Below are 26,174 nucleotides of genomic sequence, written 5' to 3'. Positions count from 1 at the left end.
GCGTGCGCGCATGCGCGGCGTGTCGCTGCTGGAGATGCTGCTGGTGGTGGGCCTGATCGCGATCGCCGCGCTGCTGGCGGCCTCGGTGCTGACCGGCGGCATCGACGGCATGCGCCTGCGCTCGGCGGCCAAGGAGATCGCCTCGCAACTGCGTTACACCCGCGCCCAGGCGATCGCCAGCGGCCAGCCGCAGAGGTTCCTGATCGATCCGCAGGCGCATCGCTGGCAGGCGCCCAACGGCCGCCACGGCGAGATCCCGCCGTCGCTGACGATCCGCTTCACCGGTGCGCGTCAGGCGCAGCGCCGCGACGGCGAGGGCGCGATCCAGTTCTTCGAGGACGGCGCCTCCACCGGCGGGCGCATCGACCTGCAGGCGCGCCAGGCGCGCTGGCGCGTCGACGTGACCTGGCTGACCGGCGAGGTCACGGTCGGGCGCGCACCGGACCAGGCGGGCCCATGAAGCGCCAGCGCGGCTACACCCTGATCGAGGTGATCGTGGCGTTCGCGCTGCTGGCGCTGGCGCTGACCCTGCTGCTGGGCTCGCTGTCCGGCGCCGCACGCCAGGTGCAGCGTGCCGACCAGTTGAGCCGCGCCACCCTGTACGCGCAGTCGCTGCTGGCGGCGCAGGGCGTGGAGCAGCCGCTGCAGCCGGGACGCAGCCAGGGCACGCTGGATCAGGGCCGCTACCGCTGGACCCTGGACGTGGCGCCCTACGCCGACCCGCGGCGGCCGCCCGATGCCGCGGTGACGCCCGGCGCGCCGACCTTGCTGCAATTGACCCTGCAGGTGCGCTGGGGCGATGCGCCGGCGCAGGCGCTGCAGTGGAAGACCCTGCGCCTGGTCGCCCCGCAAGGCAACGGGGTGCCGCAATGACCACGCGCGCGCCGCCGCGCGCCACCGCGCGCGGCTTCACCCTGATCGAAGTGCTGCTGGCCACGGTGTTGCTGGTCGGTGGCCTGACCCTGGCCTTCGCCACGCTGCGCTCGGCGATGGCGATCAGCGGCCGCGGCGAGGCGATCGCCGGACGCAGCGAACGCATGCGCGCGGTCGAGGGCTTCCTGCGCCGGCGCCTGAGCGGCGCGCAGTCGCTGCCGCTGGACATCGACACGCACACGCTGCAGCCGGTGCGTTTCGTCGGCGAACCGCAGCGCATGCAGTTCGTGGCCGATCTGCCCGAGTACCTCGGCCGCGGTGGCCCCTACCTGCACGACCTGCGGGTCAGCGGCGAGGGCGACCATCGGCAACTGGCGATCGCGCTGGTGCAGGTGCAGGCCGGCAAGCAACTGCCTGAGACCCCGCCACGCCCGCCCGAGCCGCTGGCGCGCGACCTGCGCGAGGTGCGCTTCCGCTACCGCGGCCTGGACCCGGAGCGCGGCACCATCGGCCCCTGGCAGGAGCGCTGGGAGCGCACCGACACGCTGCCGCTGCTGGTCTCGATCGAACTGCGCAGCGGCGACGGCACGGCGTGGCCGCCGCTGGTGGTGGCGCTGCGCCAGGCCGGTGGCGCGGAGATGCGGCAATGAGCGCGACGCATCGCCACCGCGGCGCCGCGCTGGTGCTGGTGCTGTGGCTGATCGCGCTGCTGACCGCGCTGATCGGCGCGTTCGCGCTGACCGCGCGCACCGAGAACCTGCAGGGCAAGGTGCTCGGCGACGGCGCCGAGGCGCAGGAACGCGCCCGCGCCGGCCTGGAATACGCGCTGACCCGGCTCGCCGGCACCCCCACGCAGCCGGGCTGGCGTGCCGACGGACGCCGCTACCGCTGGCAGTACGAAGGCGCCACGGTCGACCTGCGGGTCACCGACGAGAGCGGCAAGGTCGATCTGAACATGGCCGATGCGCAACTGCTGGCGGCGCTGGTGCGCGCGGTCGGCGAGGATCCGCAGCGCGCCGAGCGCATCGCCGCGGCAATCGTGGACTGGCGCGATCCCGACAACCTGACCCAGCCCAACGGCGCCGAGGATCCGGACTATGCCGCCGCCGGTTTGCCCTACGGCGCCAAGGATGCGCCGTTCGAAAGCCTGGCCGAGCTGCAGCTGGTGCTGGGGATGGACCCGGAGCTATACGCCAAGCTGCTGCCCAACCTGACCCTGTACGGTGGGGTGTCGCGGCCGACGCCGGACTTCGCGCCGGGGCCGGTGCTGACCGCGCTGGGCCTGGACGCGCAGCAGGTGCTGGCGCAGCGCGAACGTACCGACCAGACCCAGCTCGGCATGGTCGGCATGGGCGGTGGCGGCACCTACAGCATCGAAAGCCGGGCGCGGCTGGGCAATGGCCGCGAGGGCGTGTTGCGCGCGGTGGTGCGCCCAGGCTCGTCGGCGCTGCCGGGCTCCGCCTACACTGTGTTGCGTTGGGAAGAAGGAACGACGGTGCGATGACGGCGTGGCGCGACACGATGGACAAACTTGGCGTACGCATCGCCCCCGGTGCGGGCGGGCTGCTGGCCTGGTGGCAGCGCTCGCTGATGGCGTGGCTGCCGCCGCGCTGGCAACTGCAGTTGGGCTGGTCGCAGGCGCGGCTGCTGCTGTGGCGCGAGGGCGAGCAGCTGATGCTGGCGCGGCAGGTCGAGTCCGAACTGGGCGCGCCGCTGGCGCTGCCGTGGCCGCTGCTGCCCGACGAGTTGGAGGCGCTGCTGGGGCCGCGCCTGGCGGCGCTGCCGCGGGTGTGGCTGTTGCCGGCCGAGGCGGCGTTGCAACGCCATCTGCGCCTGCCGGCGGCGGCCGCCGAGCACCTGCGCGAGGTGGTGAAGTTCGAGATCGACCGGCAGACCCCGTTCCAGGCCGACCAGGTGATCTACGACGTGCGCGCCGACGGTCGCCGCGACGACGCCCAGCTCGACGCCGAACTGGTGGTGGCCCCGCGCCGCGTGCTGGACGACCTGCAGGCCAGCGCCGGCGCGCTGCGCCCGACCCTGGCCGGCATCGACGTCGCCGGCAGCGATGGCGCGCCACTGGGAGTGAATCTGCTGCCGCAGGAACAGCGCCACCGCCGCGCCGACCCGATGCGGCGCTGGAACGCGATCCTTGCCGCCACCGCGCTGCTGGCGCTGTGCGCGGCCGGCTGGCAACTGCTGGACAACCGCCGCGATGCGCTGGAGCACCTGCGCACCCAGGTGGACAGCGGCGCGCAGCGCGCGCGCGCAGTCGCCGCGCAGCGCCAGCAGCTGCTCGACCTGGTCGAAGGCGCCGCGTTCTTCGACCAGTTGCGTGCCGAGCGCCCGGCCTCGGTCGAGGTCTGGAACGAATTGAGCAAGCGCCTGCCGGAGGGCACCTATCTGGAGAAGTTCTCGATCGAGGGCAACCAGTTGCAGTTGATCGGCCTCAGCAGCGAAGCCTCGTCGCTGGTCGGGCGCCTGGAAGGCTCGCCGCTGTGGCGCACGCCCTCGCTGACCGGCGTGTTGCAGGCCGACCCGGGCAGCCACCGCGACCGCTTCACCCTCACCGCCGAGCTGGCCGGGACCAAGCGCAAGGAGGCCGCCGATGCCGGTGCAGGTCGATAAGCGCGACCGCTGGCTGGCGCTGGGCCTGCTGCTGGCGGCGTTGGCGCTGGGCTACCTGGTGCTGGTGCATCCGTGGTGGACCGTGCCGATGCGCGAGGTCGATGCGCAGATCCAGGAACTGCAGCAGCGCGAACTGCGCGTGCGCATGCAGTTGCAGCAGGCGCCGCAGGTGGCGCAACGGCTGCAGCAGGCGCAGCGCGAACTGGCCACGCGCCCGGGCTTCCTGCGCGAGACCTCGGCCGAACTGGCCTCGGCCGGTCTGGTGCAGCGCCTGGAAAGCGCGGTGGCCACGGCCAGCCCCGGCAACCGCAGTTGCGCGATCAGCAACCGCTCGCCGCTGGCCGCCGACAACCGCAGCGACCGCTTCACCCGCGTGGCGGTGCAGGTGCGCCTGCGCTGCGGCACGCCGGAGCTGGCGGCGGTACTGCATGCGCTGGAAAGCGGCACGCCGGCGCTGTTCATCGACAATCTCAACGTGATGGCGCAGCGCTACCAGCTCTCGCCGGGCGAGAGCGGCAACGGCCTGGACGTGGCCTTCGAACTGGCCGGCTACCTGCGCCCGAACGCGATGCCGGCGCCGCCGGCGGCGTCCGCCACACCGGACCCGTCGGCAGCAGCGGCCCCCGCCGCGGCCACGCCGGTGATGAACGCCGGCGGTTCCGCTGGCGCCGGCCCGACCGAGCCGGCCGCCGTGCCGTCGCCGCCGCCGGCCACGCCCAGCGCGGCCAACCCGCCAGGTGCGCCCGGCGCCGCGAATGCCGCGCCGGCGGACCTGCCGCAACAGGTGGAGGGCCGCCATGCGAATTGAAGCGATGGGCCTGCGTACCGTGTGGCTGGGCACGCTGGCGCTGTGGGGGCTGCTGATCTGGGCGTTGGGCCTGGGTGGGCTCGGCGAACGCGTGGCGCCGCTACCCGACGATCCGTCGATGCTGCAGCGGCTGCCGGGCTTGCCCGCGGCCACCACGCTGCGTCTGGGCGATTTCTCGCAGTACGGCGAGATCGCCGCGCGCCCGGTGTTCGCCGAGGATCGCCGTCCGCATCCGTTCTTCCTCAGCGCCGACAACGGCCAGGCCGCCGCGCCCAACGTGCGCCTGACCGGTGTGCTGCTCACCGACCGCTTCAAGATGGCGACGCTGACCACCGAGCAGGGCGAATCGCTGCGCCTGAAGGAAGGCGGCGACGCCGTGCAGGGCTGGCGGCTGCTGTCGCTGTCGCCACGCCAGGCCACGGTCAGCGGTTCCGGTGGCACCCAGACCCTGGAATTGAAGGTGTTCGACGGCAAGGGCGGGCAACCGCCGACCGTGCTCGGCCAGGCCGGGCGTGCCGCGCAGGGGCAGATGCCGCCGCCGGCGTCCGCGCCCAATGGCCAGTCCAACGCCAACGCGCCGCGCCCGCCGAACCAGTCCACCCCCAACCCGGTGCCGAACCAGGCACCGACCCCGAGCGCCCCTCAGCCGTCGTCGCCGGCTCCGTCGTCGGAGCAGTTGCAGGCCATCCGCGAGCGGATCGAAGCGCGCCGTCGGCAATTGCAGCAACAGCGCCAGAACAACCCCTCAGGTCAGAACCCTTGAAGAGTGATCGCATGACGCCGCGTCTGTTTTCCCTGTTCCTCGCCATCGGCCTGGTGGCCGGCTGCGCCACCACGCCCTCGCCGGACATCCGTCGCGGCGCCGCGATCAACCCTCAGGTCGGCGCGGCCGGCAGCACCCAGAGCGACGGCCAGGGCGGCCCGGCCGATCCCAACGCCTTGCCCGAGCGCGCCACTCCGGTGATCCGCCGCGGCAGCGGCACCATGATCAATTCCGCGGCTGCCGCGGCGCCGGCGCCGTCGCTGGGCAACGCCAGCAGCGGCAGCGCCACCTTCAACTTCGAGGGCGAATCGCTGCAGGCGGTGGTCAAGGCCATCCTCGGCGACATGCTCGGGCAGAACTACGTGATCGCGCCGGGCGTGCAGGGCACGGTGACCCTGGCCACGCCCAAGCCGGTGTCGCCGGCGCAGGCGCTGAACCTGCTGGAGATGGTGCTGGGCTGGAACAACGCGCGCATGGTCTACAGCGGCGGCCGCTACAACATCGTCCCCGCCGACCAGGCCCTGGCCGGCACGGTGGCGCCGAGCACCGCCTCGCCGGCCAACGCGCGCGGCTTCGAGGTGCGCGTGGTGCCGCTGAAGTACATCTCCGCCAGCGAGATGAAGAAGGTGCTGGAGCCGTACGCGCGGCCGAACGCCATCGTCGGCATCGACGGCTCGCGCAACGTCATCACCCTGGGCGGCACCCGCGCCGAGCTGGAGAACTACCTGCGCACCGTGCAGATCTTCGACGTCGACTGGCTGTCGGGCATGTCGGTGGGCGTGTTCCCGATCCAGTCGGGCAAGGCCGAGCAGGTCGCGGCCGATCTGGAGAAAGTGTTCGGCGAGAACAGCAAGACCCCCAGCGCCGGCATGTTCCGCTTCATGCCGCTGGAGAACGCCAACGCGGTGCTGGTGATTACCCCGCAGGCGCGCTACCTGGACCAGATCCAGGAATGGCTGGACCGCATCGACAGCGCCGGCGGCGGCGCGCGGCTGTTCTCCTACGAACTCAAGTACATCAAGGCCAAGGACCTGGCCGACCGCCTGGCCGAAGTGTTCGGCGCCGGCGGCGGCAACCGCGGCGACTCCAACGCCTCGCTGATGCCGGGCTCGCAGATGAGCCAGTTGAACGGCGGCGGCCTGGGCGGCTTCAACGGCAGCGACGGCAGCAGCCTGGGCGGCGGCAGTTTGGGCGGCAGCCTGGGCAGCAGCAGCGACAGCCTGGGCAGCAGCAGTTCCTCCGGCAGCAGCGGTGGCGGCCTGGGCAATGGCAGCCTGCAGCTGTCGCCGCGCACGTCCGGCAACGGCAGCGTGACCCTGGAAGTGCAGGGCGACAAGGTCGGCGTGTCGGCGGTGGAGGAAACCAACACCCTGCTGGTGCGCTCGACCCCGCAGGCCTGGCGCTCGATCCGCGACGTGGTCGAGAAGCTCGACGTGATGCCGATGCAGGTGCATATCGAGGCGCAGGTGGCGGAGGTCAACCTGACCGGCGACCTAAAATACGGCGTCAACTGGTACTTCGAGCAGGCGGTGAACGCGTCATCCACTGCCGACAACATCGGCTTCAGCGGCGGTGGCGCGAATCTGCCCAGCGCGGCCGGCCGCAAGATCTGGGGCGATATCGCCGGTGCCATCACCGGCAGCAGTGGCCTGGGCTGGACCTTCCTGGGCAAGAACGCCGCAGCGGTGATCACTGCGCTGGATCAGGTCACCAACGTCAAGCTGTTGCAGACGCCGTCGGTGTTTGTGCGCAACAACGCCGAGGCCACGCTCAATGTGGGCACGCGCATTCCGATCAATTCGGTCAGTGTCGACACCGGCCTGGGCGCCGGCACCACCTACTCCTCGGTGAACTACCTCGATACCGGCGTAATCCTGAAGGTGCGTCCACGCGTGACCAAGGACGGCATGGTGTTCCTGGATATCGTGCAGGAAGTCAGCTCGCCCGGCGCGGCGCCGACCAATTGCGGCACCAGCGCCGGCACCAGCGTCGCCTGCAACGTGCCGATCAACACCCGGCGGGTCAAGACCGAGGCGGCCGTGCAGAGCGGCGACACCATCATGCTGGCCGGCTTGATCAACGACAGCACCACCGACGGCAGCAACGGTGTGCCGTACCTGAGTAAGCTGCCGGTGGTCGGTGCGCTGTTCGGGCAGAAAACCCAGAAGCAGGATCGCCAGGAAGTGATCGTGCTGATCACGCCGTCGATCGTGCGCAACCCGCAGGAAGCGCGCAATCTCACCGATGAGTACGGAGCGAAGTTCGAGGCCATGAAGCCGCTGCCGGCACGCGGCAAGAAGTAAGCGGGTGAGCCTGCCCATCGTGCTGCTGGCGGTCGGCGTCGACGACGTCGCGCTGGACGCCTGCCTGGGCGCGTTGGAAGCGAACACCCCGGCCGGCACCCGCGTGTGGCTGGCCGACGATGCGCAGGCCGGCCCGCGCGGCATCCGGGTGATCGAGGCCTGGCTGGCGCGCACGCGCCTGCAGGCCGACTACACGCGGCGGCCGCGCATGCTCGGCGAGGTGGCGCATGTGGACGAGATGCTGCGTGCCTGCGGCGATGCCGACGTGGCGGTGCTGGCGGCCGACGCGCAGCCTGGGCCGGGCTGGCTGCTGCAGTTGAGCGCCTGCCTGGCGCGCGACGCGGCCATCGCCAGCGCCACGCCGTGGAGCAATGCCGGCGAAGCCTGCGCGTGGCCGCGGCTGGGCGAGATCAATCCGCCGCCCGAGGATCCCGAGCGCCTGGCACGGGCCTGCGCGGCCTTGCCGCCGCTGCATCCGGAACTGCCGTCGGCGGTGTGCCATGCGGTGGTGCTGCGCGGGGTGGCGCGGCAGCGCGCCGGCGGGCTGGACGCCAGCAGCTACGGCTCCTGGTATGCGGCGCTGACCGACCTGTCGCTGCGCATGGCCGGGCTCGGCTGGCGCAACGTGCTGTGCGAGACCGCGCATGTCGCGTGCGGTGGCGAAGGCCGCGCCGCCGACGGCGACATGGACGCGCTGGCCACGCGCTGGCCGGCCTGGCACGCGCGCCTGGCCGGCTTCCTGATGCACGATCCGCTGCGCGCCTGCCGCGAAGAGCTGCAGCGCCTGTACGACACGCTGCCGCCGCCGGATCCGCAACGGGCGTTGTTCGATGCCTAGCCTGTCGCCGCCCGACCTGCGGCTTGCCCATCGCTGGACGCAAACCGGCCGCATCTCGCTGTGGCGCTATCTCGAGAACGAGCGCAATTATCCCGGCTGGCATCTCAACGCAGATCCAGCTGGATGCCAGTCGCTGTTGGCGTTGCTGGACGCCTTGGCTGCCGACGGCGCCGGTTCCCGCACGCTTCTCATTACTGCACCGAGCAAGACCGAACTTGGCGTGCCGAACAACCGGCGCGGGCTCGCTGCTTGGGTGGCGCCGGAGAAGCTGCGCTTCACGCTGTCCACGACCGACGATCACTGGTCTTTTCCCGTAGACGCAGCGCCGGCTGCACTTGAGGTCGGCTCGGCGTGGCTTGCGGCGTTGCGGGAAGGCATCGCGGGCATTGCGAACGGGCAGGGGGACTACGCCATCGGCAAGGGCAGCCATCGTCTATGGTTCTGGTGGTGAGGCGGAAATTGCCGACGTGCGCCTGTTGTAGGGTTGTTGGAGCGTTGCTCCCTGACCCCTCGGCTGGCGCGGCAGTCGGTCGCGACTGATATTGCAATCAGACGCCAGCGGCGTCGCTGCTGGGTCCTGGATGGGAGCGGATGTGGTCCGCTGCGTCTCCGCCTCGTGTCGCGATAGCGAACAAGCCGGACTCATTCCGGCGGCGCGTAGACATCCACCGACACTTCCAGCACATCGTGGCGCCAGGACTCGATGTCGAATTCCACGGCACGTCCGTCGGGATCGTAGCTGACGCGTTGCAGACGGAAGCACGGCGTGCCGGCGGTGGATTGCAGCAGCACGGCCTGCTCGGCATCGAGCGTGGCCGGATACATCGACAGCCGGCTGCGCGCCTGCCGCAAGCCCAGGCGCTGGGTCAGCACGGCGCTCAGCGAGCCGGCCAGGTCGTGGTCGAGCAGGCGCGGCGCCCACGCGGCGAGGATCGCATTGGTCTCCAGCAGCACGGCGCGCCGTCCGATCCAGCGGCGGCGGCGCAGCACGAACACCTCGGCATCGGGGTCGTCCAGGTGGAGGTGCCGGGCGAGCGCCGGGCCGGCCGGCTGGCGCTGCGCGGCGAGCAGTTCGGTACGCGGGACGCCGCCCTGTGCGGCCACGTACTGCATGAAGCCGGCGATGCTGTTGGGATCGTGACGCACCCGCGGCGCGCTGACGAACCAGCCGCGGCGATTCTCGCGGTAGATGTGCCCGTCCGATTCCAGTTGCTGCAGCGCCTCGCGCAAGGTGATGCGGGTGCAGCCGAACAGCGCGGCCAGTTCGCGCTCCACCGGCAGGCGCTGGTCGGCGCGCCATTCGCCGGCGGCGATGCGCGCCAGCAGCGCATCGGCGATGCGTTGGGCGAAGCCGGCGGCGGTGGCGAAGTGCATGCGAAATCCAGAGCGTGGAGAAGCGTTGCTGACAAGACTACGCTGCCGGCAGGGTCGCGGACGATGCGGGCGACTGATGTTCGCGTGATGCTCGTGCGGCTTCGGCGCGCCATTCGCATCGAGTTGACGACGGCACGCGCTGTGCCGCCAGGCAGCAAAGAGCGCGTGGCGTGTCAGGTGACGGCTTGCGCGCGGCGCAGATCGGCCTGCCACAGGCGCAGTCCGTACACCGCCAACACCACGAATCCGGCGTACAGCGCGGCGGTGGGGTACAGCCCCTTGTACACGAACACGCCGACGTAGACGCAGTCCAGCACGATCCATAGGCCCCAGTTGGCGATGCGCTTGCGCGCGGCCCACACGCTGGCGACCACGCTGAACGCCGACAACGCCGCGTCCAGCCACGGCAGCGCCGCATCGGTGTGACGGTGCATCCACCAGCCCAGCAGCGCCGCGCCGACGGTGCCGGCCAAGACCGAACGCACCCCTTCGGCCCACGGCAGCGGCCCGACCTGGACCTTGCCGTCGTCGCCCAGCCCGTTGCTCCAGCGCCACCAGCCGTAACCCTGCAGCACCACGTACAGGCCCTGCAGCAGCATGTCCGAATACAGCTTCCACTGATAGAACAGCCACGCATACAACAGCACCGCCACCACGTTGACCGGCCAGCACCAACGCACCCGCCGCGCGGTCAGCCACACACCCAGGACGTTGATCAGTACGGCGAGCAATTCGAGCGGGGACATGGTGGGGAGGCCGGGAGTGGGGATTGGGGATTAGAGATTGGGGATTGTTCGCGAGCGCAGTGCATTGCGCGCGTGCTGTAGGAGCGGCTTCAGCCGCGACCCGTCAGCAATAGCGCGTCGCGGCTGAAGCCGTTCCCGCAGTGTCTGGCGGCAAGCCGGCCGAGTGCACTGTGGGAGGGACTTCAGTCCCGACGCATTGCGCCATCGGAAAGCACATCACTTCGCGCGTCTCGACTGCATGACAGTGGATTACCACCTTGGTCATCGGCGCGGCTGGTGTTCGAGAGAAGTCATGGTGGATCCGGAGAACAGGGCCAGGCGTTTGCGAACGAAGAAGACAGTGTTTGCTGAAGGAGCAGCGCTTGTCTGTGGGAATCAGTCGCGACCCGTCAGCAATAGCGCGTCGCGGCTGAAGCCGCTCCGACACAGGTGACGCGCCATGTCCCGCTTTTGGCTTTTACCAATCCCGAATCCCCATTCCCCATTCCCGGCCCTTCAAAAATCAAACTGCAGCGCCAGCCGCGCCGTCCGCGGCGCGCCGAGGAACAGATAGTCGTCGCCTTCATAGGCGCCGACGTCGCGCCAGTAGCGCTTGTCGGTGAGGTTGTCCACGCTCAGTCGCAGTGTGGTCGGCACCGCGCCCAGCCGGGTGGCGTAGCGGGCGCCGAGGGTGTAGACGCTGTAGCCGCCGACGGCGACCTGGCCGCTGCGGTCGGCGTACTTGGCGCCGCTGTACTGCGCGCCGCCCAGCAGCGCCAGGCCGCTGACGCCGGGCACGTCCCAGGTGGCCTGGGCGCTGGCGCGCAGCCGCGGCACGTTCAGTGCCTGGTGGCCTTCGTCGCTCGGCGTGCCGGTGTCCTCGGCGCGCGCGCGGATGCCGGCGACGCTGGCCTGCAGGTGCAGGCCGGCGCCCAGCGTGCCGGCGGCGGACAGTTCGATGCCGCGGTTGTGCAGGCGGCCCTGCTGCACGAACAGGAAACTGCCGTCGGCCTGCGGTTGCGCGTACTGGTTGGCCTGGCGCATGTCGAACAGCGCCGCGCCCAAAGTCACGCCATCGCGCTCGAACTTCATGCCGGCCTCGCGCTGGTAGGCGCTGGTGGGGGCGAGGATGCTGTCGGCGTTGCTGGCGAACCACGGCGCGGTGCCGCCCGGGGCCAGGCCCTTGGCGAAGCTGGCGTACAGCGACAGCGACGGCTGCAGCTTGAACAGCAGTGCCGCCTGCGGCAGAAACACCGAGCGGCGCGTGCGCCGGGTCAGGCTGCCGTCGCGGTCCCAGGCGCGTTCGTCGTAGCGCACCTGGCGCGCGCCCAGCAGCAGCTGCCAGGCCTCGCCGATGCCGATGCGGTCGCTGGCCAGCAGCGCGGTCTGCGCGCTGTCCAGGCGCCGACGCTTGGGGCCTAGCACGGCGTCGGCCTGCGCCAGCAGCGGCGGATCGGCGTCGATGTTGCCGCTGCCGATCATCTCGTTGATCGAGCCGTGGCGGTCGATGGTGCGATGCAGGTAGTCGACGCCGACCTGGAACTGGTGCTGCAGCACGCCGGTGCTGGCGCTGCCGCTGGCGATCGCCTGCAGTTCGTCGTTGCGGCGGCTGTCGGCAGGGCTGCGGTAGTCGTAGATGTCGTAGTCGCCTTCGCGGCTGAAGTGGTTGGGCACCGCGTCGCCGGCGCAGCTGGCCGCGCCGTAGCAGCCCCAGGCGAAGCTGGAGTAGTCGTCGATCAGCGCGCGGCTGTGCGAGGCCGCCACCTGCAGATGCCAGGCGTCGCTGAAGCGGTATTCGTAGCGCGCCTGCGCATTCAGCGCCTCGATGCCGACCGGCCTGGACCACGGCTGGTAGGCGAGCAGGCGATGCACCGACACCCCGCTCGGCAACTGCGTGCCGCCGAGCAACTGGTAGCCCGGCACCGAGCGTTGCTGGCGGTCCTGGTATTCCACGTCCAGTTGCAGGGTCGACTGCGGGTCGATGTTCCAGTCCGCGGCCAGCGACAGGAAATTGCGGTGGCCGTCGGCGTGATCGACATAGCTGCGCAGGGTCTCGTGCGCGGCGTTGACGCGCAGGCCGAACTGGCGCTCGCTGCCGAACCAGTCGCCCAGGTCCACTGCCGCACCGCGGCTGCCGTCGTCGTCGCCGCTCAGCACCAGGCTGCGCACGTGCTGCGGGCGCTTGGTCTGGTAGTCGATCACGCCGGCCGGCGTGGTGATGCCGGACAGCACCCCGGACAGGCCCTTGAGCACCTGCACCTGTTCCTTGTTCTCCAGCGCCACGTTCTGTTCGCCGGCGATGGTCAGGCCGTTGATGCGGTAGCTGTTGGCCGCATCCAGCGAATAGCCGCGCACCAGGAAGTTCTCGTAGTAGCCGATCGGCGCATAGCTGTCGCCGACCGCGGCGTCGGCGCGCAGCACCTCGCTGAGCACGCGCACCTGGCGGTCGGACAGCTGCGTGCGATCGATGGTGTCGATCGCCATCGGCGTGTCCAGCAGCGGCGCGTCGCCGTAGCCGCTCAGGCTGCTGCGGTCGTGCGGCTGGCGACCCTGCACGTTGACCGCGTCCAGTTCGACCGGGGTCTGCGCGCTGGCGGGCGCCGGCGCAGCGTCGGCGGCCAGCGCCGGCAGCGGCAGGGCGATGGCCAGGGCCAGCGCGAGGGCGTGCGGAGCGGGGAAACGGCAGGTGGGAAGCATGCGGAACGACCTCGGGGAAACGAAACGAAGGAGAGAAGCGGAAGCGGCAGCGCCGCGCGGTGCGTGCGCGGCAGGCGTGACGGCGGACGTGTCGGGGTGGATGCGACGGTTCATGGCGCGGCCGCCGCGCGCCGCTGCAGGTGCCGCAGCAGGCGCTGGCCTTCGCCCTGGCCGAACCAGGCGGCGTGGCCGAGCAGATAGCGGCGGTAGGCGATCTCGGCGTGCACGTCCGAGCCGGTGATGCCGGCGAAGTACTCGATCTCGCTGAGCGCGAAATCGGCATGCACCAATGGCAGCAGCGCGGCCAGCAGGCGCAGGTGCGCCGCGTCCAGCGGCAGCAATGTGGCGTAGCCGTGCAGCAGCGCATCGAGCTGGTCGAGGTCGGCGACCGCGCTGCCGCCGTCGTCCAACTGCAGCCACGGGATCAGGTTGCGTTCGATCGCGGTGGCCAGGTCGAACAGGGCGAAGGTCCGGTCGGCCAGGCCGAAATCGAATACCGCGCTGACCGTGCTGGCGGCGCCATGGCCGCGCCACAGCAAATTGGAGGCATGCCAGTCGCCGTGCGTCCACAGCGCCGGCGGCGGTGTCTGCAGCAGCGGCCAGGCCTGCGCGTGCCAGGGCAGCAACTGCACGCGCAGGTCGTCCTGCCAGTCGCGTTGCTGCAGCCATGCGGCCAGCGCCGGACGCCGTGCCAGATCGTGCTTCAGCGCCTGCAACGGCTGCGGCTGGGCGAACAGGCGCAGGTTGGCGACCAGCACGGTGGTGCTGCGTGGCGGCGCGGCGTAGCCGGCGGCGGCGCGGTGCAGCGCGGCCAGCGCGCGGCCGGCGGCAGCGGCATGGGCGGTGTCGGCGAAGGGCGTCCACGACATCGCCTCGCGGTAGCGGTCCTCGCCCTCGCCGGCGCGCATCACCTCGTAGGTCCAGTGGCCACGCCGCACCGCGCTGGCGCCATCGCGGTTGCGCAGCACCTCCGGCACCGGCACGTCCTGCGCGCGCAGCTGCGCGATGAAGGCATGCTCCTCGCCCAGCGCGTGCAGGTCGCGCACGCGACGGTGGTGGCGCTTGACGAACAGCGTGCCGACGGCGGTCTCGACCTCCGCCGCCGCCGAGAACGGGCGCGGGCTGTGCCAACGCAAGGCGTGCAGGCGGCCGGGCAGGGCGTACTGCTGCAGCAGGGCTTCCACCTCGCCATCGGACAGCGGCGGCCAGTCGGCGGCCACGGTCTGCATGCCCATGCCGTGCATCTGGTGGCGGGCGCTCATGCGCGTGCCTCGCGGTGCCGGCACGACCCAGCGCGCCGTGCCAGCGGCCGCAGCCTGGGCATGCCATGCGCCACAGCGCGGCCCTTGCGGGTGGTTGGTCTAGACCAGAAGCGAGGAGGCCCGGGGCAGGGCCCGGTCGCGCGATCGGGAGCGGAGAAGCGGGCGCCGCCGGCATCTCGGCATGGGCGCGGGCTCAGGCGGCGCGCGCGGTCTGCGGGGTGGGGCGGCAGCCTGGGACAGGAAACAACGCTGACCGGCATCTGCACTGGGCGAAGGAGAGGACACGGATCGCTCCGTCTCCCATGCGCGCGGGGCCGCAAGCGGCCCCGCAGCGCACGGGGCGCAGAGTATGCGCGGCAATCGCCGCCGCCGCCATGCCCGCGGTGCGCGTGGCGGGCGGCACATGCGGGATAATTGGCGGATGAGCGAACAGCAGATAGCCGTGGTGGTGGTGACCTACGAGAGCGGCAGCACCATCGATGCCTGTCTGCAGCGGTTGCGCGCGGCGGCCGAGGTGGCGCAGATCCGCGTGGTCGACAACGCCTCGCGCGACGACACCCTCGCCGTGGTGCAGCGGCACGCGCTGGACGATGCGCGGGTGCGCTTCATCGCCAATCCCGACAACCCCGGCTTCGCCACCGCCTGCAACCAGGGCGCCGCGGCCAGCGACGCGCCGTGGCTGGCCTTCGTCAATCCCGACCTGATGGTCGAGCCCGACACCCTGGCCCAGTTGCGCGCGCAGGCCGCCGCGCTCGGCGAGGCGCTGCTGGGCGTGGAGCAGGTCGACGAGCACGGCCGCGCCGACGCCGCGGTACGCCGCCGCGATCCGGACTTCGCGGCGATGCTGCGGCATCCCCTGGCCGGCTCGCGGCTGGCGCTGGCGGCCGACCCGGCGCAGCCGTTGCAGCCGGTGCCGGCGCTGTCCGGTGCGCTGATGCTGTTGCCGCGCGCGCTGTTCACCCGCATCGGCGGCTGGGATGCCGGCTATCGGCTGCATGCCGAGGACCTGGACCTGTGCCGCCGGGTGCGCCAGGCCGGTGCCACGGTGGCGGTGCTGAACCGCCTGCGCGTGCTGCACGTGCGCGGCGTGTCCAGCCGCAAACGCCCGTGGTTCGTCGAGTGGCACAAGCACCGCGGGCTGTGGCGCTACTTCCGCAAGTTCGAGGCGCCGACCCGGGCCTGGCCGGTGCGGGCGGCGGTGTGGGCGGTGATCTGGCTGCATGCCTGGGTCACCTTCGCCCGGCTGTGCTGGCGCCGCCCAGGCTGAACGAAATCGGCCGCGTTGCGCGCGCGTGCGGCATGGCAACATAAATTCGCTATATTGGGAAGTACGTCACTTAACAAATGACGTGTTCCGCCGATCTCTCCTGGACCGCGCCTGCTTTCCGGTTCGGGGGAACCCCACCAGGAACTCAACCATGCATGATTTCGACGGCGTGCGTCCGCGCACCCACGCGCGCGCCTGCGCGTCCGCTGTGCCCATGCCCGCTGCCCACCGCGCCACGCCTGCGCGCCGCGCGCGGCTGGCGCTGGCGCTGCTCGCCCTGGCGGCCGGCCCCTGCTGGGCCAGCGCCTGGGTCGACGAGGCCGGTCACGGGCTGGTGATCCTCAAGGCCAGCCATACCGATGGCGGCGCGGTGTTCAACAGCCACGGCCAGTCGGGCAACTTCCCCGATGCCGGGCGCAGCCGCCAGGACCAGCTCAATCTCTACGGCGAATACGGGCTGAGCGCGGACCTGACCCTGGTCGGCAACTTCTATTTCAGCAAGGTCGGCTACCGCAACGACAGCGGCTACGGCGACCGCCACAGCAGCGGCTGGTCCGACCAGGAAATCGGCCTGCGCTACCGGCTCGACCCGGACGGCCGCGACGGCCCCTGGCAGGGCGCGCTGCAGGTGCTGGCGCTGGTGCCCGCGTATGCGCGCCAGCGCGATGGCGAGCGGCCGGCACTGGGCCAGGGCGACTACGGCGCCGAGCTGCGCTACAGCGTGGGCCGCGGCTATCGCCTGGGCGAACACGACGGCTATGTCGACCTGGGCACGGCGGTGCGGCTGCGCGGCGGCGACGCCTCCGACGAGGCACGCCTGGACGTGTCCAGCGGCGTGGCGCTGGCCCCGCGCTGGATGCTGATCGGCGAGTTCAACGTGATCCAGAGCCTGGGCAACGGCAAGGGCCCGAACCGGATCTACGCGCCGGGCGACAACACGCCGATCCGCGGCAACAACTTCGATTTCAGCAAGCTGCAGGCTTCGGTGCTGTACACGCTGCCCGGCGGCACGCAGCTGCAGCTCGGCTACCAGCAGCCGGTGGCCGGGCGCAACACCGGCGGCGCGGGCGGTCCGTTCGTGGCCGCCTGGTGGCGGTTCTAGCCGTGTCCGGCGAACACGAGAGCGTCGCCGCCGAGGCGAGCGCGCCCGGCCGGCTCGGACGGCTGCCCACCGAGGGCGGCCTGCAGGCGCCGATCGGCGAGGCGCTGGTCGCCGCAGGGGTGATCGACCCGCCGCAGCTGCAGAACGCGCTGGCCCTGCAGGCGCGCTGGCGCTCGCGGCTGGGCGACGTGGTGCTGGCCCAGCGCGGGGTCGCGCCGCTGCGCTTCTACACGGTGCTGGCGCAGCACTTCGGGCTGAACTTCGCCAACCTGCTCAAGCAGCCGATCGACCCGGCGCTGTTCCAGCCGGAGCGGCTGGCCGACTACGCGCAGCGCCTGGTGCTGCCGTGGCGCGAGGAGGACGGCCAGCTGGTGCTGGCGGTGGCTGATCCCGGTCCGGAGATCTTCGCCTGGGCCCGTGCCACCTACGGCGAGCAGGTGCGCTTCGTCGGCACCTCCAAGTTCGACATCGTCTGGAGCCTGCAGCAGCACGCCGACGCGCAGCTCACCCACGACGCGCTGAACCTGCTGGCCGAACACGCGCCGGAACACTCGGCGCGGCAGGTGATCACCCGCGCGCAGTCGGTGTTCCTGGTGGCGCTCACGGTGGTGCTGGCCGCGGCGCTGGCGCTGTGGCCGCTGGTCACCCTGATCGCGCTCAACACGCTGATCGCGGTGGCGTTCCTGGCCACCTTCGGGCTGAAGCTGGTGCTGGCCTGGCGCGGTGCGCGGCGCCGCATCGACATCAAGGTCAGCGACGAGGAAGTGGCCTCGCTCGGCGACGAGGACCTGCCGGTCTACACGGTGCTGGTGCCGATGTACAAGGAACCGGACGTGCTGCCGATCCTGGCCAACGCGCTGCGCCGGCTCGACTACCCCACCTCCAAGCTGGACGTGAAGCTGGTGCTGGAGGCCGACGACACCGAGACCATCGAGGCGGCCAAGGCCCTGGGCCTGGAGGCGTTCTTCGAGATCATCCGGGTACCGCCGTCGCAGCCCAAGACCAAGCCCAAGGCCTGCAACTACGCGCTGCGCTTCGCCCGCGGGCAGATGCTCACCATCTACGACGCCGAGGACAAGCCGGAGCCGGACCAGCTCAAGCGCGTGGTCGCCGCGTTCCGCAAGTCGCCGGCCGACGTGGCCTGCATCCAGGCGCGGCTGAACTACTACAACGCCGACGAGAACTGGCTCACGCGCATGTTCACGCTGGAATACACGTTGTGGTTCGACTTCTACCTGCCGGCGCTGGAAACCCTGCGCATCCCGATTCCGCTCGGCGGCACCTCCAACCACTTCCGCCTGGACATCCTGCGCAAGGTCCACGCCTGGGACCCGTACAACGTCACCGAGGACGCCGACTTGGGCGTGCGCCTGACCCAGCAGGGCTACCGGGTCAGCGTGGTCAACTCGACCACGTTCGAGGAAGCCAACGTCAGCATCCCCAACTGGATCCGGCAGCGCTCGCGCTGGCTCAAGGGCTACATGCAGACCTGGCTGGTGCACATGCGCGACCCGGTGCAGCTGTACCGCTCCACCGGCGTGCGCGGGTTTTGGGGCTTCCAGCTGTTCGTCGGCGGCACCTTCTTCACCGCGCTGGCCGCGCCGTTGATGTGGTTGAGCTACGGGCTGTGGCTGGCGGTGGGCTCGAAGTTCTTCGATCCGTTCTTCCCGCCGGCGCTGCTGTACCTGAGCCTGCTCAACCTGCTGCTCGGTAATGGCTTCCTGATCTACATGACCCTGGTGGCGGCGTTCAAGCGCGACTACTTCCGCCTGGCGCCCTACGCGCTGACCGTGCCGCTGTACTGGCTGCTGCAGTCCATCGCCGCCTACAAGGGCCTGTGGCAGCTCATCCGCAACCCGTTCTACTGGGAAAAGACCACCCATGGCATCAGCAAGCACATGGCCGAAGAGCGCCGCGCCGCGCTCGACGACTGACGCGCCGCCGCGCGCGCGCGGCACCGCGGTGTTCGTATTCACCGCGGCGCTGCTGGCGCTGCTGTGCCACCGGCTGCTCGCGCACGGCTACATGAGCGACGACGCGATGGCGCAGTACGCCAAGCTGCTGCTGTTGCGCGACGCGGCCGGCTTCCGCATCGAGTACCTGGGCTTCCTGTATGCGCAGGCCTCGCTGTACCTGGGCGTGCTGCTCGGCGGCCTGCCGGGCCTGTCCACGCCGCTGCTGCCGTACTTGGTCGACGTGCTGGCCGGGGCGACGCTGGTGACCCTGCTGTGGCGCGACATCGCCGCCGGCCTGGGCCGCGGCTGGGCCTGGGCGCTCAGTGCGGGTGTGGTGATCCAGCCGTTCTTCCTGTGGCCGACCCTGTCCGGCAACAACCAGGGCCTGGGCCTGCTGGTGTTCTACGTGGCCGCGCGCGCGCTGCGCCATTTCCGCGACGATCCGGAAGCCTTCGCCTACCTGCGCCTGGCCGCGAGCCTGTGCCTGCTGTTCTTCGTCGACGAGCGCGCCTGCTTCCTGGCGGTGGGGCTGGCGCCGTGGCTGTTCCTGATCGCGCCGCCGCGGCTGATGCGGCAGGCGCCGCTGGCGTTCTACCTGGTGTGCTACCTGCCGTTCCTGTTCGCGGTGGGGGCATGGATGTACCTCAACTACATGTTCTTCGGCGACCCGCTGCTGTTCGTGCGCGACGCCACGTCCGCCTTCCGCGGCATCTCGGCGCAGGCGGCGCTGCAGCCGTGGCTGCAGCAGGCCGCGGCGCAGCCATGGTGGCCGCCGCTGTGGTTGCTGCTGGCCGGGGTGGTCAGCGCGCCGCTGTTGCTGTTGCTGCGTCACACCCGCGACAGCGACACCTGGCGCAGCGTGCTGGCCGCCGCCGCTACCGTGATCGGCGCCGGCACGCTCGCCACCTGGGCGCGTTTCACGGCGCAGCCGCTGGACTTCCTCGCCCTGCTGCTGGTGCCGGCGGCCCTGGTGCTGGGCGACCTGCGCCGCAACCTGCGCTGGCTGGGCCTGGCGCTGCTGCTGGCCGGCGCGGTGTCCAGCGGCTGGGTGATCGCCCGCACCGCCACCTCCACCACCCGCGACTGGATCGCCGCGTTGCAGGCACCGGCGCCGCCGCGCCATGCCGACGCTGCGCACCTGGGCGCGTGGCTGGCCGAGGCGCGGCTGCCGACCCTGCTCGACGACCGCGCCAGCTATCCGGTGATCGTCGCGCGCGGCGACGCCAAACAACTGATCCTGCCGTTCGACCCGCGCTTCAAGCAGGCGCTGGTCGATCCGCGGCAGATGCCGGCGCAAGTGGTGGTCAGCGACCCGGCCAGCCAGACCGGCGCCCTGGACAGCCTCAACCGACGCTTCCCGCAGCTGTGGCAGCAGGGCTTGCCGGGCTACAGTCTGGTCTACCACCAGGGCATCTACCGGGTATGGCGCCGATCGCCGTGAGACTGCTGGCCGCACTGCTGTTGGCGCTGAGCGCCGGCGGCTGCAGTGCGGCGTCGCCGCCTTGGATGGGCGCCAACGTCAAGGTGTCGCCGCAGGCGCCGTGGGGCAGCGCCGCCGCGCAGCAGTCGCTGCGGCAACTGGCCGAGGCCGGCGCTTCGCGTGCGCTGTTGGTCGCCTTCGTCTGGCAGGCGGCGCCGCAGTCTTCGACCCCGGTGCTGGGCAGCGACAGCAGCCCGGCGCTGGTCCGCGCCGGATTGCGGCAGATGCGCGCCGCCGGCCTGCAGCCGGTGCTGAAGGTGCATCTGTGGATTCCCGGGCACTGGGCCGGCGAGGCCGCGCCGGCCGATCGCGACGCCTGGTTCGCGGCTTATCGGCGCGCGCTGCTGCAACTGGCCCAGGTTGCCGCCGACGAGCGCGCCAGCGCGCTGATCGTCGGCACCGAACTGCGTCAGTTGCAGGATGCGCCGCAGTGGCCGGCGCTGCTGGCGGCGGTGCGCCAGGTCTATCGCGGCCCGATCGGCTATGTCGCCGACGGCCTGGAGCAGGCCGAGCGCTTCGGCTACTGGGACCGCTTCGATTTCGTCGGCACCAGCCTGTATCCGGCGCTGGCCGCCGCGCCGGAGCAACGGCGCGCGCAGATGCGCGCGGCGGCCGCGCGGGTGCAGGCGCTGGGCGAGCGCAGCGGCCGCCCGGTGTGGGTGGCCGAGCTGGGCCTGCGCTCGGCGCACGGCAGTCTCGCAGCGCCATGGGAAAGCCCGGAGCAACGCACTGCCGAGGTCGACACCGCGTTGCAGGCGCAGGTGCTGCGCGAGTGGCGCGAGGTGCTCGACGCGCAGCCGCGCATCGCCGGCATCGCGCTGTGGTGCTGGTACACCGATCCGGACGCCGGCGGCGCGCGCGACAGCGATTTCACCGTGCAGCACAAGCCGGCGCAGGCGGTGCTGAAGCGGTGAGGGTCAGGGATCAGGGGCGCGCTTCGCCCTTGGCAGGAGTCAACTGTCATGCAACCACGACGCACGGAGTAAGCGGACGATCTGACCTCGGAAGCCTTCGTGACTGATCCCACAAAAGGGCGGCGAGAGTCCCTCTCGCATCACGTCCTGACACCGATCATCGCGAGTCCATTTGGGAGTCGCAGTCGCAGTCGCTTGGCTTTGGCTGTTGCTCTTGCCCTTGCCCTTGCTTTTGACTTACCGGGTTCCCTTCCGAAGCGGCGGCCATCGCGGGGAAAAACCCCGAAGGGGCGGCGCACAGGGACGTGCGCCGTCCGCGGCAGGGGCAGGATGCCCCTTCCGCGGATCCCCGGGATGGACGCGGACCCGGAGCGCGTTAGCGCGGAGGGCGCGAGGCAGGGTGTGCTTGACCAGCCTTCGGCTGTGGTGAAGCGCTTCTTTTGGTTACTTTTCTTTGCACAAGCAAAGAAAAGTAACTCGCCGCAAGGCGAAAGCTTTGCTCTTGCACTTGTTGTCACCATGGCTGACGCTCCCACAGAAAAACACGAAGACGGGGCATACAGCGCACTGAGCGCATAATCGGCGGATGATCATCGACTCGCTGCTGGACACCGACCTCTACAAGTTCACCATGATGCAGGCGGTGCTGCATCAGCATCCCGGCGCGCAGGTGGAATACCGCTTCAAGTGCCGCACCCCGGGCATCGACCTGGCGCAGTACCTGCCGCAGATCTCCGAAGAGATCGACGCGCTATGTGCGCTGCGCTTCCGCGAGGACGAGCTGGACTACCTGCGCGCGATGCGCTTCATCAAGCCGGACTTCGTCGATTTCCTGGCGCTGTTCCACCTGGACCGCAAGTACCTGCAACTGCAGGCCTCGGCCAGCGTGCCCGGGGAGATCGAACTGCATATCCGTGGGCCGTGGCTGCACACCATCCTGTTCGAGGTGCCGCTGCTGGCGATCGTCAACGAGGTGTGGTTCCGCAACGCCGGCGGCGCCGACCATGCCGAAGGCCTGCGCCGCCTGCAGGCCAAGATCGCGCTGCTGCGCGACACCCCGGGCTACGACAACTGCGCCATCGCCGACTACGGCACCCGCCGCCGCTATTCGCGCGCCTGGCACGGCGAACTGCTGCCGGTGCTGCAGCAGACCCTCGGCAAGCAGTTCGTCGGCACCAGCAACGTGTATTTCGCCCGCCGTTACGGGCTGACCCCGCTGGGCACGATGGCGCACGAATACCTGCAGGCGTTCCAGGCGCTGGGGCCGCGGCTGCGCGATTCGCAGGCGGCGGCGCTGGAATCCTGGGCGCGCGAGTACCGCGGCGATCTCGGCATCGCGCTGTCGGACGTGGTCGGCCTGGATGCGTTCCTGCGCGATTTCGACCTGTACTTCTGCAAGCTGTTCGACGGCATGCGCCACGATTCCGGCGATCCGTTCGAATGGGGCGAGCGGGTGCTGGCGCATCTGCAGCGGCATCGGGTGGATCCGCGCAGCAAGATCCTGGTGTTCAGCGATGGCCTGGACATCGACAAGGTGATGCGGCTGTACGCGCATTTCCGCGATCGCTGCATGCTGGCGTTCGGCGTCGGCACGCACCTGACCAACGATCTGGGCCTGGTGCCGCTGCAGATCGTGATCAAGATGGTCCGCTGCAACGGCCAGCCGGTGGCCAAGCTCAGCGACTCGCCCGGCAAGACCCTGTGCGACGATCCGGCCTATCTGGCCTACCTGCGGCAGGTGTTCCAGGTGCCGGCCGAGGAGCGGCACTGAGCCTGGGCGGCCCTGCCGGTGCCGACCCAGCGCCGGTCCCGGAGCGGGCGGGCAGGGGTCGCAGTTCGGCGCATCAGGGCTTTGCGGTGAAGAAAGAGTGAGATACACTGCGCCACAAAGTGAGAACTGTGTCGCATTAGTGGCGGCCGGCGACGGTCGGCCCGGGGCGCCACACCCGCTACGCCGTTGTCGTTCCGTCCCTGCCCAGAGACTTCCTCGATGAGCGCTCACGCGTTGCAGACCCATTACCGCACCCACGCCTGTTCGCGGCAGTGGCGCGGCTTTCTGCGCGCGCTCGCCGAGGAGTTCGCCGCGGAGCTGGGCGCCGAGGACCTGGCCCTGCTGATGGCGCGCATCGGCCGCCGCTTCGCCGCCGAACACCAGGTCGGCGCCTGCACCACCCTGCAGGAGCTGGAGGACGCGGTGAACCGCGTCTGGGACCGGCTGGAGTGGGGCTATGCGCGCTTCGAGGAGCACGCCGACCGCGTCGAGCTGCTGCACGCCGGCTCGCCGCTGCACATCGGCCTGGCCGGGCAGGCCGGCGGTGCCGACGGCTTCCTGGAAGGGGTATATCAGGCATGGTTCATGCAGGTGGGGATGTCGGCCGGCCTGGGCGTGCGTGCGTTGTCGTCCGGACACGAAGACCTGCGCCGCTTCGTGCTGGCCAGGGCCGGCTGAGCGCGGCGGTAGCGACCGACTATTTTCAGATCGTCATGAGGGGCGTCATGTCCAAGAAGTCCAAGCAAACGGGTGCCGAAACCGGCGACGACGTCTCCAGCCTGTTCGCCAAGCTCGGCAGCAGTGGCGCCACCGCCTACCAGGATTTTTCCGCCGACCGGCTCAGCGCCGCGGAGCCGGCTGCCGCCGCGCCGCCGCCGGCGGCTCCCGCACCGGCGCCGGTGCTGTCGGTGGTGCGCGCCGCGGTCGAGCCCAGGCCGGCTGCGCCATTGCCGGTGGCGCCCGCCGCAGCGGCGGCGCCTGTGTCGGCCGCCGTCATCGGCACCGCGACCGGCACGCCGTTGCAGCAGCTGTTCCAGCGCCTGCTCGAGGTCGGCCGCGAGGCCGCGGTGCCGGCGCCGGGCGGTCCGCTCAAGCGCTTCTTGAATCGTTGATGCCATGCGGCGCCTGCGGGCGCCGCACCTGTTTGCCGTCGCCGCGCGGTGGGGAAGACCGCGCGCCGACCTCCTCCCCTTGTTAGGAATCGCCGATGAGCGCTGCCTCCGCGTCGCGTGCCGCGCGCCCGCTGCATGTCCTGGCCAACTGGTCGCTGTGGCTGCTGGGTGCCGTGTTGCTGGTCTTCGTCGTCGCCATCCCGATGGATGTGCCGCAGCAACTGCTGTTCTCGCTGGTGGTGTTCGCCGCGGCCATGCTGCTGCGGCGCAGCGGCAGCCGCCTGGCGATCCTGGTGATGATGGCGCTGTCGCTGGCGGTGTCCTCGCGCTACATCTGGTGGCGCCTGACCCAGACCGTGGGCATGAGCAGCCCGGTCGACCTCAGCCTGGGCCTGGGCCTGCTGCTGGCCGAACTGTACGCGTTCGTGATCCTGGCGCTGGGCTATTTCCAGGTGCTGTGGCCGCTGAACCGGCGGCCGCTGCCGCTGCCGGCCGACCAGCGCGAATGGCCCAGCGTCGACCTGTTCATTCCCACCTACAACGAACCGCTGTCGGTGGTGCGCTCGACCATCCTCGCCGCCAGCGTGATGGACTGGCCGGCCGACAAGCTCAACATCTACCTGCTCGACGACGGCCGCCGCGAGGAGTTCCGCGCGTTCTGCGCGCAGGTCGGCATCCACTACGTCACCCGCACCAACAACCTCCACGCCAAGGCCGGCAACATCAACGCGGCGCTGAAGAAGTCCAGCGGCGAGTACGTGGCGATCTTCGATTGCGACCACATCCCCACGCGCTCGTTCCTGCAGGTGGCGATGGGCTGGTTCCTGCGCGACGCCAAGCTGGCGGTGGTGCAGATGCCGCACTACTTCTTCTCCGCCGATCCGTTCGAACGCAATCTCGGCAACCACGGTAAGGTGCCCAACGAGGGCGAGCTGTTCTACGGTCTGCTGCAGGACGGCAACGACCAGTGGGACGCCACCTTCTTCTGCGGCTCGTGCACGGTGATCAAGCGCAAGCCGCTGGAGGAAGTGGGCGGGGTGGCGGTGGAGACCGTCACCGAGGACGCGCATACCGCGCTCAAGCTGCACCGCCGCGGCTACCGCAGCGCCTACATCGCGGTGCCGCAGGCCGCCGGCCTGGCCACCGAGAGCCTGTCCGGCCACGTCGCCCAGCGCATCCGCTGGGCGCGCGGCATGGCGCAGATCGCGCGGCTGGACAACCCGCTGCTGGGCAAGGGCCTGCGCCTGTCGCAGCGCCTGTGTTACGCCAACGCGATGCTGCACTTCTTCTACGGGCTGCCGCGCATCGTCTACCTCACCGCGCCGCTGGCGTTCCTGTTCTTCGGCGCGCACGTGATCCATGCCTCGGCGCTGATGATCCTGGCCTATGCGCTGCCGCACATCCTGCAGGCCAACCTGACCAACCTGCGCACCCAGGGCAAGTTCCGCCACCTGCTGTGGAACGAGGTCTACGAGACCACCCTGGCCTGGTACATCCTGCGCCCGACGCTGGTGGCACTGCTCAATCCCAAGCTCGGCAAGTTCAACGTCACCCCCAAGGGTGGCCTGGTGCCGCGCAGCTACTTCGACGGGCAGATCGCCAAGCCCTACCTGTTCCTGCTGGTGCTGAACCTGGCTGGCCTGGCTGCGGGCGTGATGCGCCTGCTCAGCGTGCAGCCCGGTGGCGAGGCGCAGACGATCTGGTTCAACCTGGCCTGGACCGCGTACAACGTGTTGTTGCTCGGCGCCACCATCGCCACCGCCAGCGAGATGCGCCAGGTGCGCCGCTCGCACCGCGTGCCGCTGGATATCCCGGCCACCCTGCACCTGGCCGATGGCCGCGAACTGGCCTGCCGCACGGTCAACTTCTCCACCGGCGGCATGGCGCTGCGTCTGCTCGAGCCGGTGCCGGTGGAGCCGGACCTGCCGGTGGAGATCGCGCTGCCGCAGCGCGGCAGCTCCAAGCGTCTGCCGGCGATGGTGCGCCACGACCGCGACGGCGAAATCAGCATCCAGTTCCGGCCTATGTCGATCGAGCAGGAGCGCTGGCTGGTGGCCTGCACCTTCGCCCGTGCCGACATCTGGGTGTCGCAGTGGGGCCGTCACGACCGCGACCGCTTCTGGGTGTCGCTGGGCCGCGTGTTCGCGGCCAGCATGCGCGGCTTCAGGCGCCTCGGCCAGCACGTCGCCAGCAGCGCGCGCAGCGGCTGGCGCGGCCGCACCGCCGGCGAGGAGGCTGCGCCGTGAGTCGTCGTTCCATCGTGTCGCGTTCATTCCTCTCTTTCACTTCCATCCGGTTGCCGTCG

General features: G+C 70.6%; 23 protein-coding genes and 1 pseudogene. 20 read left to right on the top strand and 4 right to left on the bottom strand.

What is annotated here, in order from left to right:
- The first annotated feature begins 10 nt into the window (after positions 1–10).
- The 10 genes and pseudogenes from xpsH (at position 11) to RAB70_RS21240 (ending at position 8,661) form a co-directional block, all read left to right on the top strand.
- Positions 11–460 carry a type II secretion system protein XpsH gene (xpsH, locus tag RAB70_RS21285; protein ID WP_043082891.1) on the top strand — a complete coding sequence of 150 codons (450 nt, stop codon included), beginning with the start codon at positions 11–13 and terminating at the stop codon, positions 458–460.
- Positions 457–873 carry a type II secretion system protein XpsI gene (gene xpsI / locus RAB70_RS21280; protein WP_148828948.1) on the top strand — a complete coding sequence of 139 codons (417 nt, stop codon included), beginning with the start codon at positions 457–459 and terminating at the stop codon, positions 871–873. The genes xpsH and xpsI overlap by 4 nt, the downstream gene beginning before the upstream one ends.
- The gene (locus tag RAB70_RS21275) at positions 870–1,523 is read left to right on the top strand and encodes a type II secretion system protein J (protein ID WP_148828949.1); all 654 of its coding nucleotides are present in this window, start codon (positions 870–872) and stop codon (positions 1,521–1,523) included. Before xpsI ends, RAB70_RS21275 begins: the two co-directional genes overlap by 4 nt.
- Positions 1,520–2,377, top strand: coding sequence for a general secretion pathway protein GspK (locus tag RAB70_RS21270; protein WP_017908494.1), 858 nt, complete (start codon positions 1,520–1,522; stop codon positions 2,375–2,377). The genes RAB70_RS21275 and RAB70_RS21270 overlap by 4 nt, the downstream gene beginning before the upstream one ends.
- Positions 2,374–3,498 (top strand): PilN domain-containing protein, encoded by a 1,125-nt coding sequence (locus tag RAB70_RS21265; RefSeq protein WP_017914613.1) that lies wholly within the window; start codon positions 2,374–2,376, stop codon positions 3,496–3,498. The genes RAB70_RS21270 and RAB70_RS21265 overlap by 4 nt, the downstream gene beginning before the upstream one ends.
- Positions 3,479–4,117, top strand: a pseudogene (gspM, locus tag RAB70_RS21260) (type II secretion system protein GspM); the annotation flags it as partial. The gene RAB70_RS21265 and the pseudogene gspM, both read left to right, overlap by 20 nt.
- 178 nt (positions 4,118–4,295) lie before the next feature.
- Positions 4,296–5,069, top strand: a complete 774-nt coding sequence (gene xpsN / locus RAB70_RS21255; RefSeq protein ID WP_170268165.1) for a type II secretion system protein XpsN — start codon at positions 4,296–4,298, stop codon at positions 5,067–5,069.
- A gap of 11 nt (positions 5,070–5,080) precedes the next feature.
- The gene (gene gspD / locus RAB70_RS21250) at positions 5,081–7,372 is read left to right on the top strand and encodes a type II secretion system secretin GspD (protein WP_148828915.1); all 2,292 of its coding nucleotides are present in this window, start codon (positions 5,081–5,083) and stop codon (positions 7,370–7,372) included.
- Positions 7,373–7,376: 4 nt separating this feature from the next.
- Positions 7,377–8,210 carry a glycosyltransferase gene (locus tag RAB70_RS21245; RefSeq protein ID WP_148828914.1) on the top strand — a complete coding sequence of 278 codons (834 nt, stop codon included), beginning with the start codon at positions 7,377–7,379 and terminating at the stop codon, positions 8,208–8,210.
- Positions 8,203–8,661 (top strand): hypothetical protein, encoded by a 459-nt coding sequence (locus tag RAB70_RS21240; protein WP_148828913.1) that lies wholly within the window; start codon positions 8,203–8,205, stop codon positions 8,659–8,661. The genes RAB70_RS21245 and RAB70_RS21240 overlap by 8 nt, the downstream gene beginning before the upstream one ends.
- A 191-nt stretch (positions 8,662–8,852) precedes the next feature.
- Here RAB70_RS21240 and RAB70_RS21235 read toward each other — a convergent pair whose 3' ends face one another.
- From RAB70_RS21235 to RAB70_RS21220, 4 genes are all read right to left on the bottom strand, one after another.
- Positions 8,853–9,584, bottom strand: a complete 732-nt coding sequence (locus tag RAB70_RS21235; RefSeq protein ID WP_148828912.1) for a UTRA domain-containing protein — start codon at positions 9,582–9,584, stop codon at positions 8,853–8,855.
- A 173-nt stretch (positions 9,585–9,757) separates the two neighbouring features.
- Complete coding sequence (gene pnuC, locus RAB70_RS21230; RefSeq protein WP_148828911.1) at positions 9,758–10,330, bottom strand: nicotinamide riboside transporter PnuC; 573 nt, start codon at positions 10,328–10,330, stop codon at positions 9,758–9,760.
- Between the two features lie 495 nt (positions 10,331–10,825).
- The gene (locus RAB70_RS21225; RefSeq protein ID WP_148828910.1) at positions 10,826–13,006 is read right to left on the bottom strand and encodes a TonB-dependent siderophore receptor; all 2,181 of its coding nucleotides are present in this window, start codon (positions 13,004–13,006) and stop codon (positions 10,826–10,828) included.
- 110 nt (positions 13,007–13,116) lie between these two features.
- Entirely contained in the window at positions 13,117–14,268 is a 1,152-nt protein-coding gene (locus RAB70_RS21220; protein ID WP_148828909.1) for a phosphotransferase enzyme family protein, read from the bottom strand.
- Between the two features lie 421 nt (positions 14,269–14,689).
- Here RAB70_RS21220 and RAB70_RS21215 point away from each other — a divergent pair, with 421 nt between their 5' ends.
- The 10 genes from RAB70_RS21215 to bcsA all read left to right on the top strand — a co-directional run bounded on the left by RAB70_RS21215 (position 14,690) and on the right by bcsA (position 26,115).
- Positions 14,690–15,535 carry a glycosyltransferase family 2 protein gene (locus tag RAB70_RS21215; protein WP_148828908.1) on the top strand — a complete coding sequence of 282 codons (846 nt, stop codon included), beginning with the start codon at positions 14,690–14,692 and terminating at the stop codon, positions 15,533–15,535.
- Between the two features lie 151 nt (positions 15,536–15,686).
- Positions 15,687–16,637: a hypothetical protein gene (locus RAB70_RS21210; RefSeq protein ID WP_043093230.1), complete on the top strand. Its 951-nt coding sequence runs from the start codon at positions 15,687–15,689 to the stop codon at positions 16,635–16,637.
- 2 nt (positions 16,638–16,639) lie between these two features.
- Positions 16,640–18,571, top strand: a complete 1,932-nt coding sequence (locus RAB70_RS21205) for a glycosyltransferase family 2 protein (RefSeq protein WP_148828907.1) — start codon at positions 16,640–16,642, stop codon at positions 18,569–18,571.
- A complete protein-coding gene (locus tag RAB70_RS21200; protein WP_148828906.1) occupies positions 18,519–20,033 on the top strand; it encodes a hypothetical protein in 1,515 nt (504 codons plus the stop codon). The genes RAB70_RS21205 and RAB70_RS21200 overlap by 53 nt, the downstream gene beginning before the upstream one ends.
- Complete coding sequence (locus RAB70_RS21195) at positions 20,015–20,986, top strand: glycoside hydrolase family 113 (RefSeq protein WP_148828905.1); 972 nt, start codon at positions 20,015–20,017, stop codon at positions 20,984–20,986. The genes RAB70_RS21200 and RAB70_RS21195 overlap by 19 nt, the downstream gene beginning before the upstream one ends.
- A gap of 354 nt (positions 20,987–21,340) precedes the next feature.
- Positions 21,341–21,565 carry a hypothetical protein gene (locus RAB70_RS21190; RefSeq protein ID WP_148829898.1) on the top strand — a complete coding sequence of 75 codons (225 nt, stop codon included), beginning with the start codon at positions 21,341–21,343 and terminating at the stop codon, positions 21,563–21,565.
- Between the two features lie 7 nt (positions 21,566–21,572).
- On the top strand, positions 21,573–22,757 hold the full coding sequence (gene pncB / locus RAB70_RS21185; protein ID WP_017916257.1) for a nicotinate phosphoribosyltransferase: 1,185 nt from the start codon (positions 21,573–21,575) through the stop codon (positions 22,755–22,757).
- Positions 22,758–22,976: 219 nt separating this feature from the next.
- Positions 22,977–23,435, top strand: coding sequence for a cellulose biosynthesis protein BcsD (gene bcsD / locus RAB70_RS21180; RefSeq protein ID WP_026143666.1), 459 nt, complete (start codon positions 22,977–22,979; stop codon positions 23,433–23,435).
- Positions 23,436–23,482: 47 nt separating this feature from the next.
- The gene (locus RAB70_RS21175; protein WP_148829899.1) at positions 23,483–23,869 is read left to right on the top strand and encodes a hypothetical protein; all 387 of its coding nucleotides are present in this window, start codon (positions 23,483–23,485) and stop codon (positions 23,867–23,869) included.
- A gap of 95 nt (positions 23,870–23,964) precedes the next feature.
- Positions 23,965–26,115 (top strand): UDP-forming cellulose synthase catalytic subunit, encoded by a 2,151-nt coding sequence (gene bcsA / locus RAB70_RS21170; RefSeq protein ID WP_148829900.1) that lies wholly within the window; start codon positions 23,965–23,967, stop codon positions 26,113–26,115.
- Positions 26,116–26,174 lie beyond the last annotated feature (59 nt).

The organism is Xanthomonas sontii, from assembly GCF_040529055.1.
GTDB classification, from domain to species: Bacteria; Pseudomonadota; Gammaproteobacteria; order Xanthomonadales; family Xanthomonadaceae; genus Xanthomonas_A; species Xanthomonas_A sontii.
This window is presented reverse-complemented; position numbering and strand designations above follow the sequence as displayed.

What these genes read in the sequence shown, in the direction of transcription:
- xpsH (WP_043082891.1), top strand. Translation starts at nt 11, where the DNA reads ATGCGCGGCGTGTCGCTGCTGGAGATGCTGCTGGTGGTGGGCCTGATC.
- xpsI (WP_148828948.1), top strand. Translation starts at nt 457, where the DNA reads ATGAAGCGCCAGCGCGGCTACACCCTGATCGAGGTGATCGTGGCGTTC.
- RAB70_RS21275 (WP_148828949.1), top strand. Translation starts at nt 870, where the DNA reads ATGACCACGCGCGCGCCGCCGCGCGCCACCGCGCGCGGCTTCACCCTG.
- RAB70_RS21270 (WP_017908494.1), top strand. Translation starts at nt 1,520, where the DNA reads ATGAGCGCGACGCATCGCCACCGCGGCGCCGCGCTGGTGCTGGTGCTG.
- RAB70_RS21265 (WP_017914613.1), top strand. Translation starts at nt 2,374, where the DNA reads ATGACGGCGTGGCGCGACACGATGGACAAACTTGGCGTACGCATCGCC.
- xpsN (WP_170268165.1), top strand. Translation starts at nt 4,296, where the DNA reads ATGCGAATTGAAGCGATGGGCCTGCGTACCGTGTGGCTGGGCACGCTG.
- gspD (WP_148828915.1), top strand. Translation starts at nt 5,081, where the DNA reads ATGACGCCGCGTCTGTTTTCCCTGTTCCTCGCCATCGGCCTGGTGGCC.
- RAB70_RS21240 (WP_148828913.1), top strand. Translation starts at nt 8,203, where the DNA reads ATGCCTAGCCTGTCGCCGCCCGACCTGCGGCTTGCCCATCGCTGGACG.
- RAB70_RS21235 (WP_148828912.1), bottom strand. Translation starts at nt 9,584, where the DNA reads ATGCACTTCGCCACCGCCGCCGGCTTCGCCCAACGCATCGCCGATGCG.
- pnuC (WP_148828911.1), bottom strand. Translation starts at nt 10,330, where the DNA reads ATGTCCCCGCTCGAATTGCTCGCCGTACTGATCAACGTCCTGGGTGTG.
- RAB70_RS21225 (WP_148828910.1), bottom strand. Translation starts at nt 13,006, where the DNA reads ATGCTTCCCACCTGCCGTTTCCCCGCTCCGCACGCCCTCGCGCTGGCC.
- RAB70_RS21220 (WP_148828909.1), bottom strand. Translation starts at nt 14,268, where the DNA reads ATGAGCGCCCGCCACCAGATGCACGGCATGGGCATGCAGACCGTGGCC.
- RAB70_RS21215 (WP_148828908.1), top strand. Translation starts at nt 14,690, where the DNA reads ATGAGCGAACAGCAGATAGCCGTGGTGGTGGTGACCTACGAGAGCGGC.
- RAB70_RS21210 (WP_043093230.1), top strand. Translation starts at nt 15,687, where the DNA reads ATGCATGATTTCGACGGCGTGCGTCCGCGCACCCACGCGCGCGCCTGC.
- RAB70_RS21200 (WP_148828906.1), top strand. Translation starts at nt 18,519, where the DNA reads ATGGCATCAGCAAGCACATGGCCGAAGAGCGCCGCGCCGCGCTCGACG.
- RAB70_RS21195 (WP_148828905.1), top strand. Translation starts at nt 20,015, where the DNA reads ATGGCGCCGATCGCCGTGAGACTGCTGGCCGCACTGCTGTTGGCGCTG.
- RAB70_RS21190 (WP_148829898.1), top strand. Translation starts at nt 21,341, where the DNA reads ATGGACGCGGACCCGGAGCGCGTTAGCGCGGAGGGCGCGAGGCAGGGT.
- pncB (WP_017916257.1), top strand. Translation starts at nt 21,573, where the DNA reads ATGATCATCGACTCGCTGCTGGACACCGACCTCTACAAGTTCACCATG.
- bcsD (WP_026143666.1), top strand. Translation starts at nt 22,977, where the DNA reads ATGAGCGCTCACGCGTTGCAGACCCATTACCGCACCCACGCCTGTTCG.
- RAB70_RS21175 (WP_148829899.1), top strand. Translation starts at nt 23,483, where the DNA reads ATGTCCAAGAAGTCCAAGCAAACGGGTGCCGAAACCGGCGACGACGTC.
- bcsA (WP_148829900.1), top strand. Translation starts at nt 23,965, where the DNA reads ATGAGCGCTGCCTCCGCGTCGCGTGCCGCGCGCCCGCTGCATGTCCTG.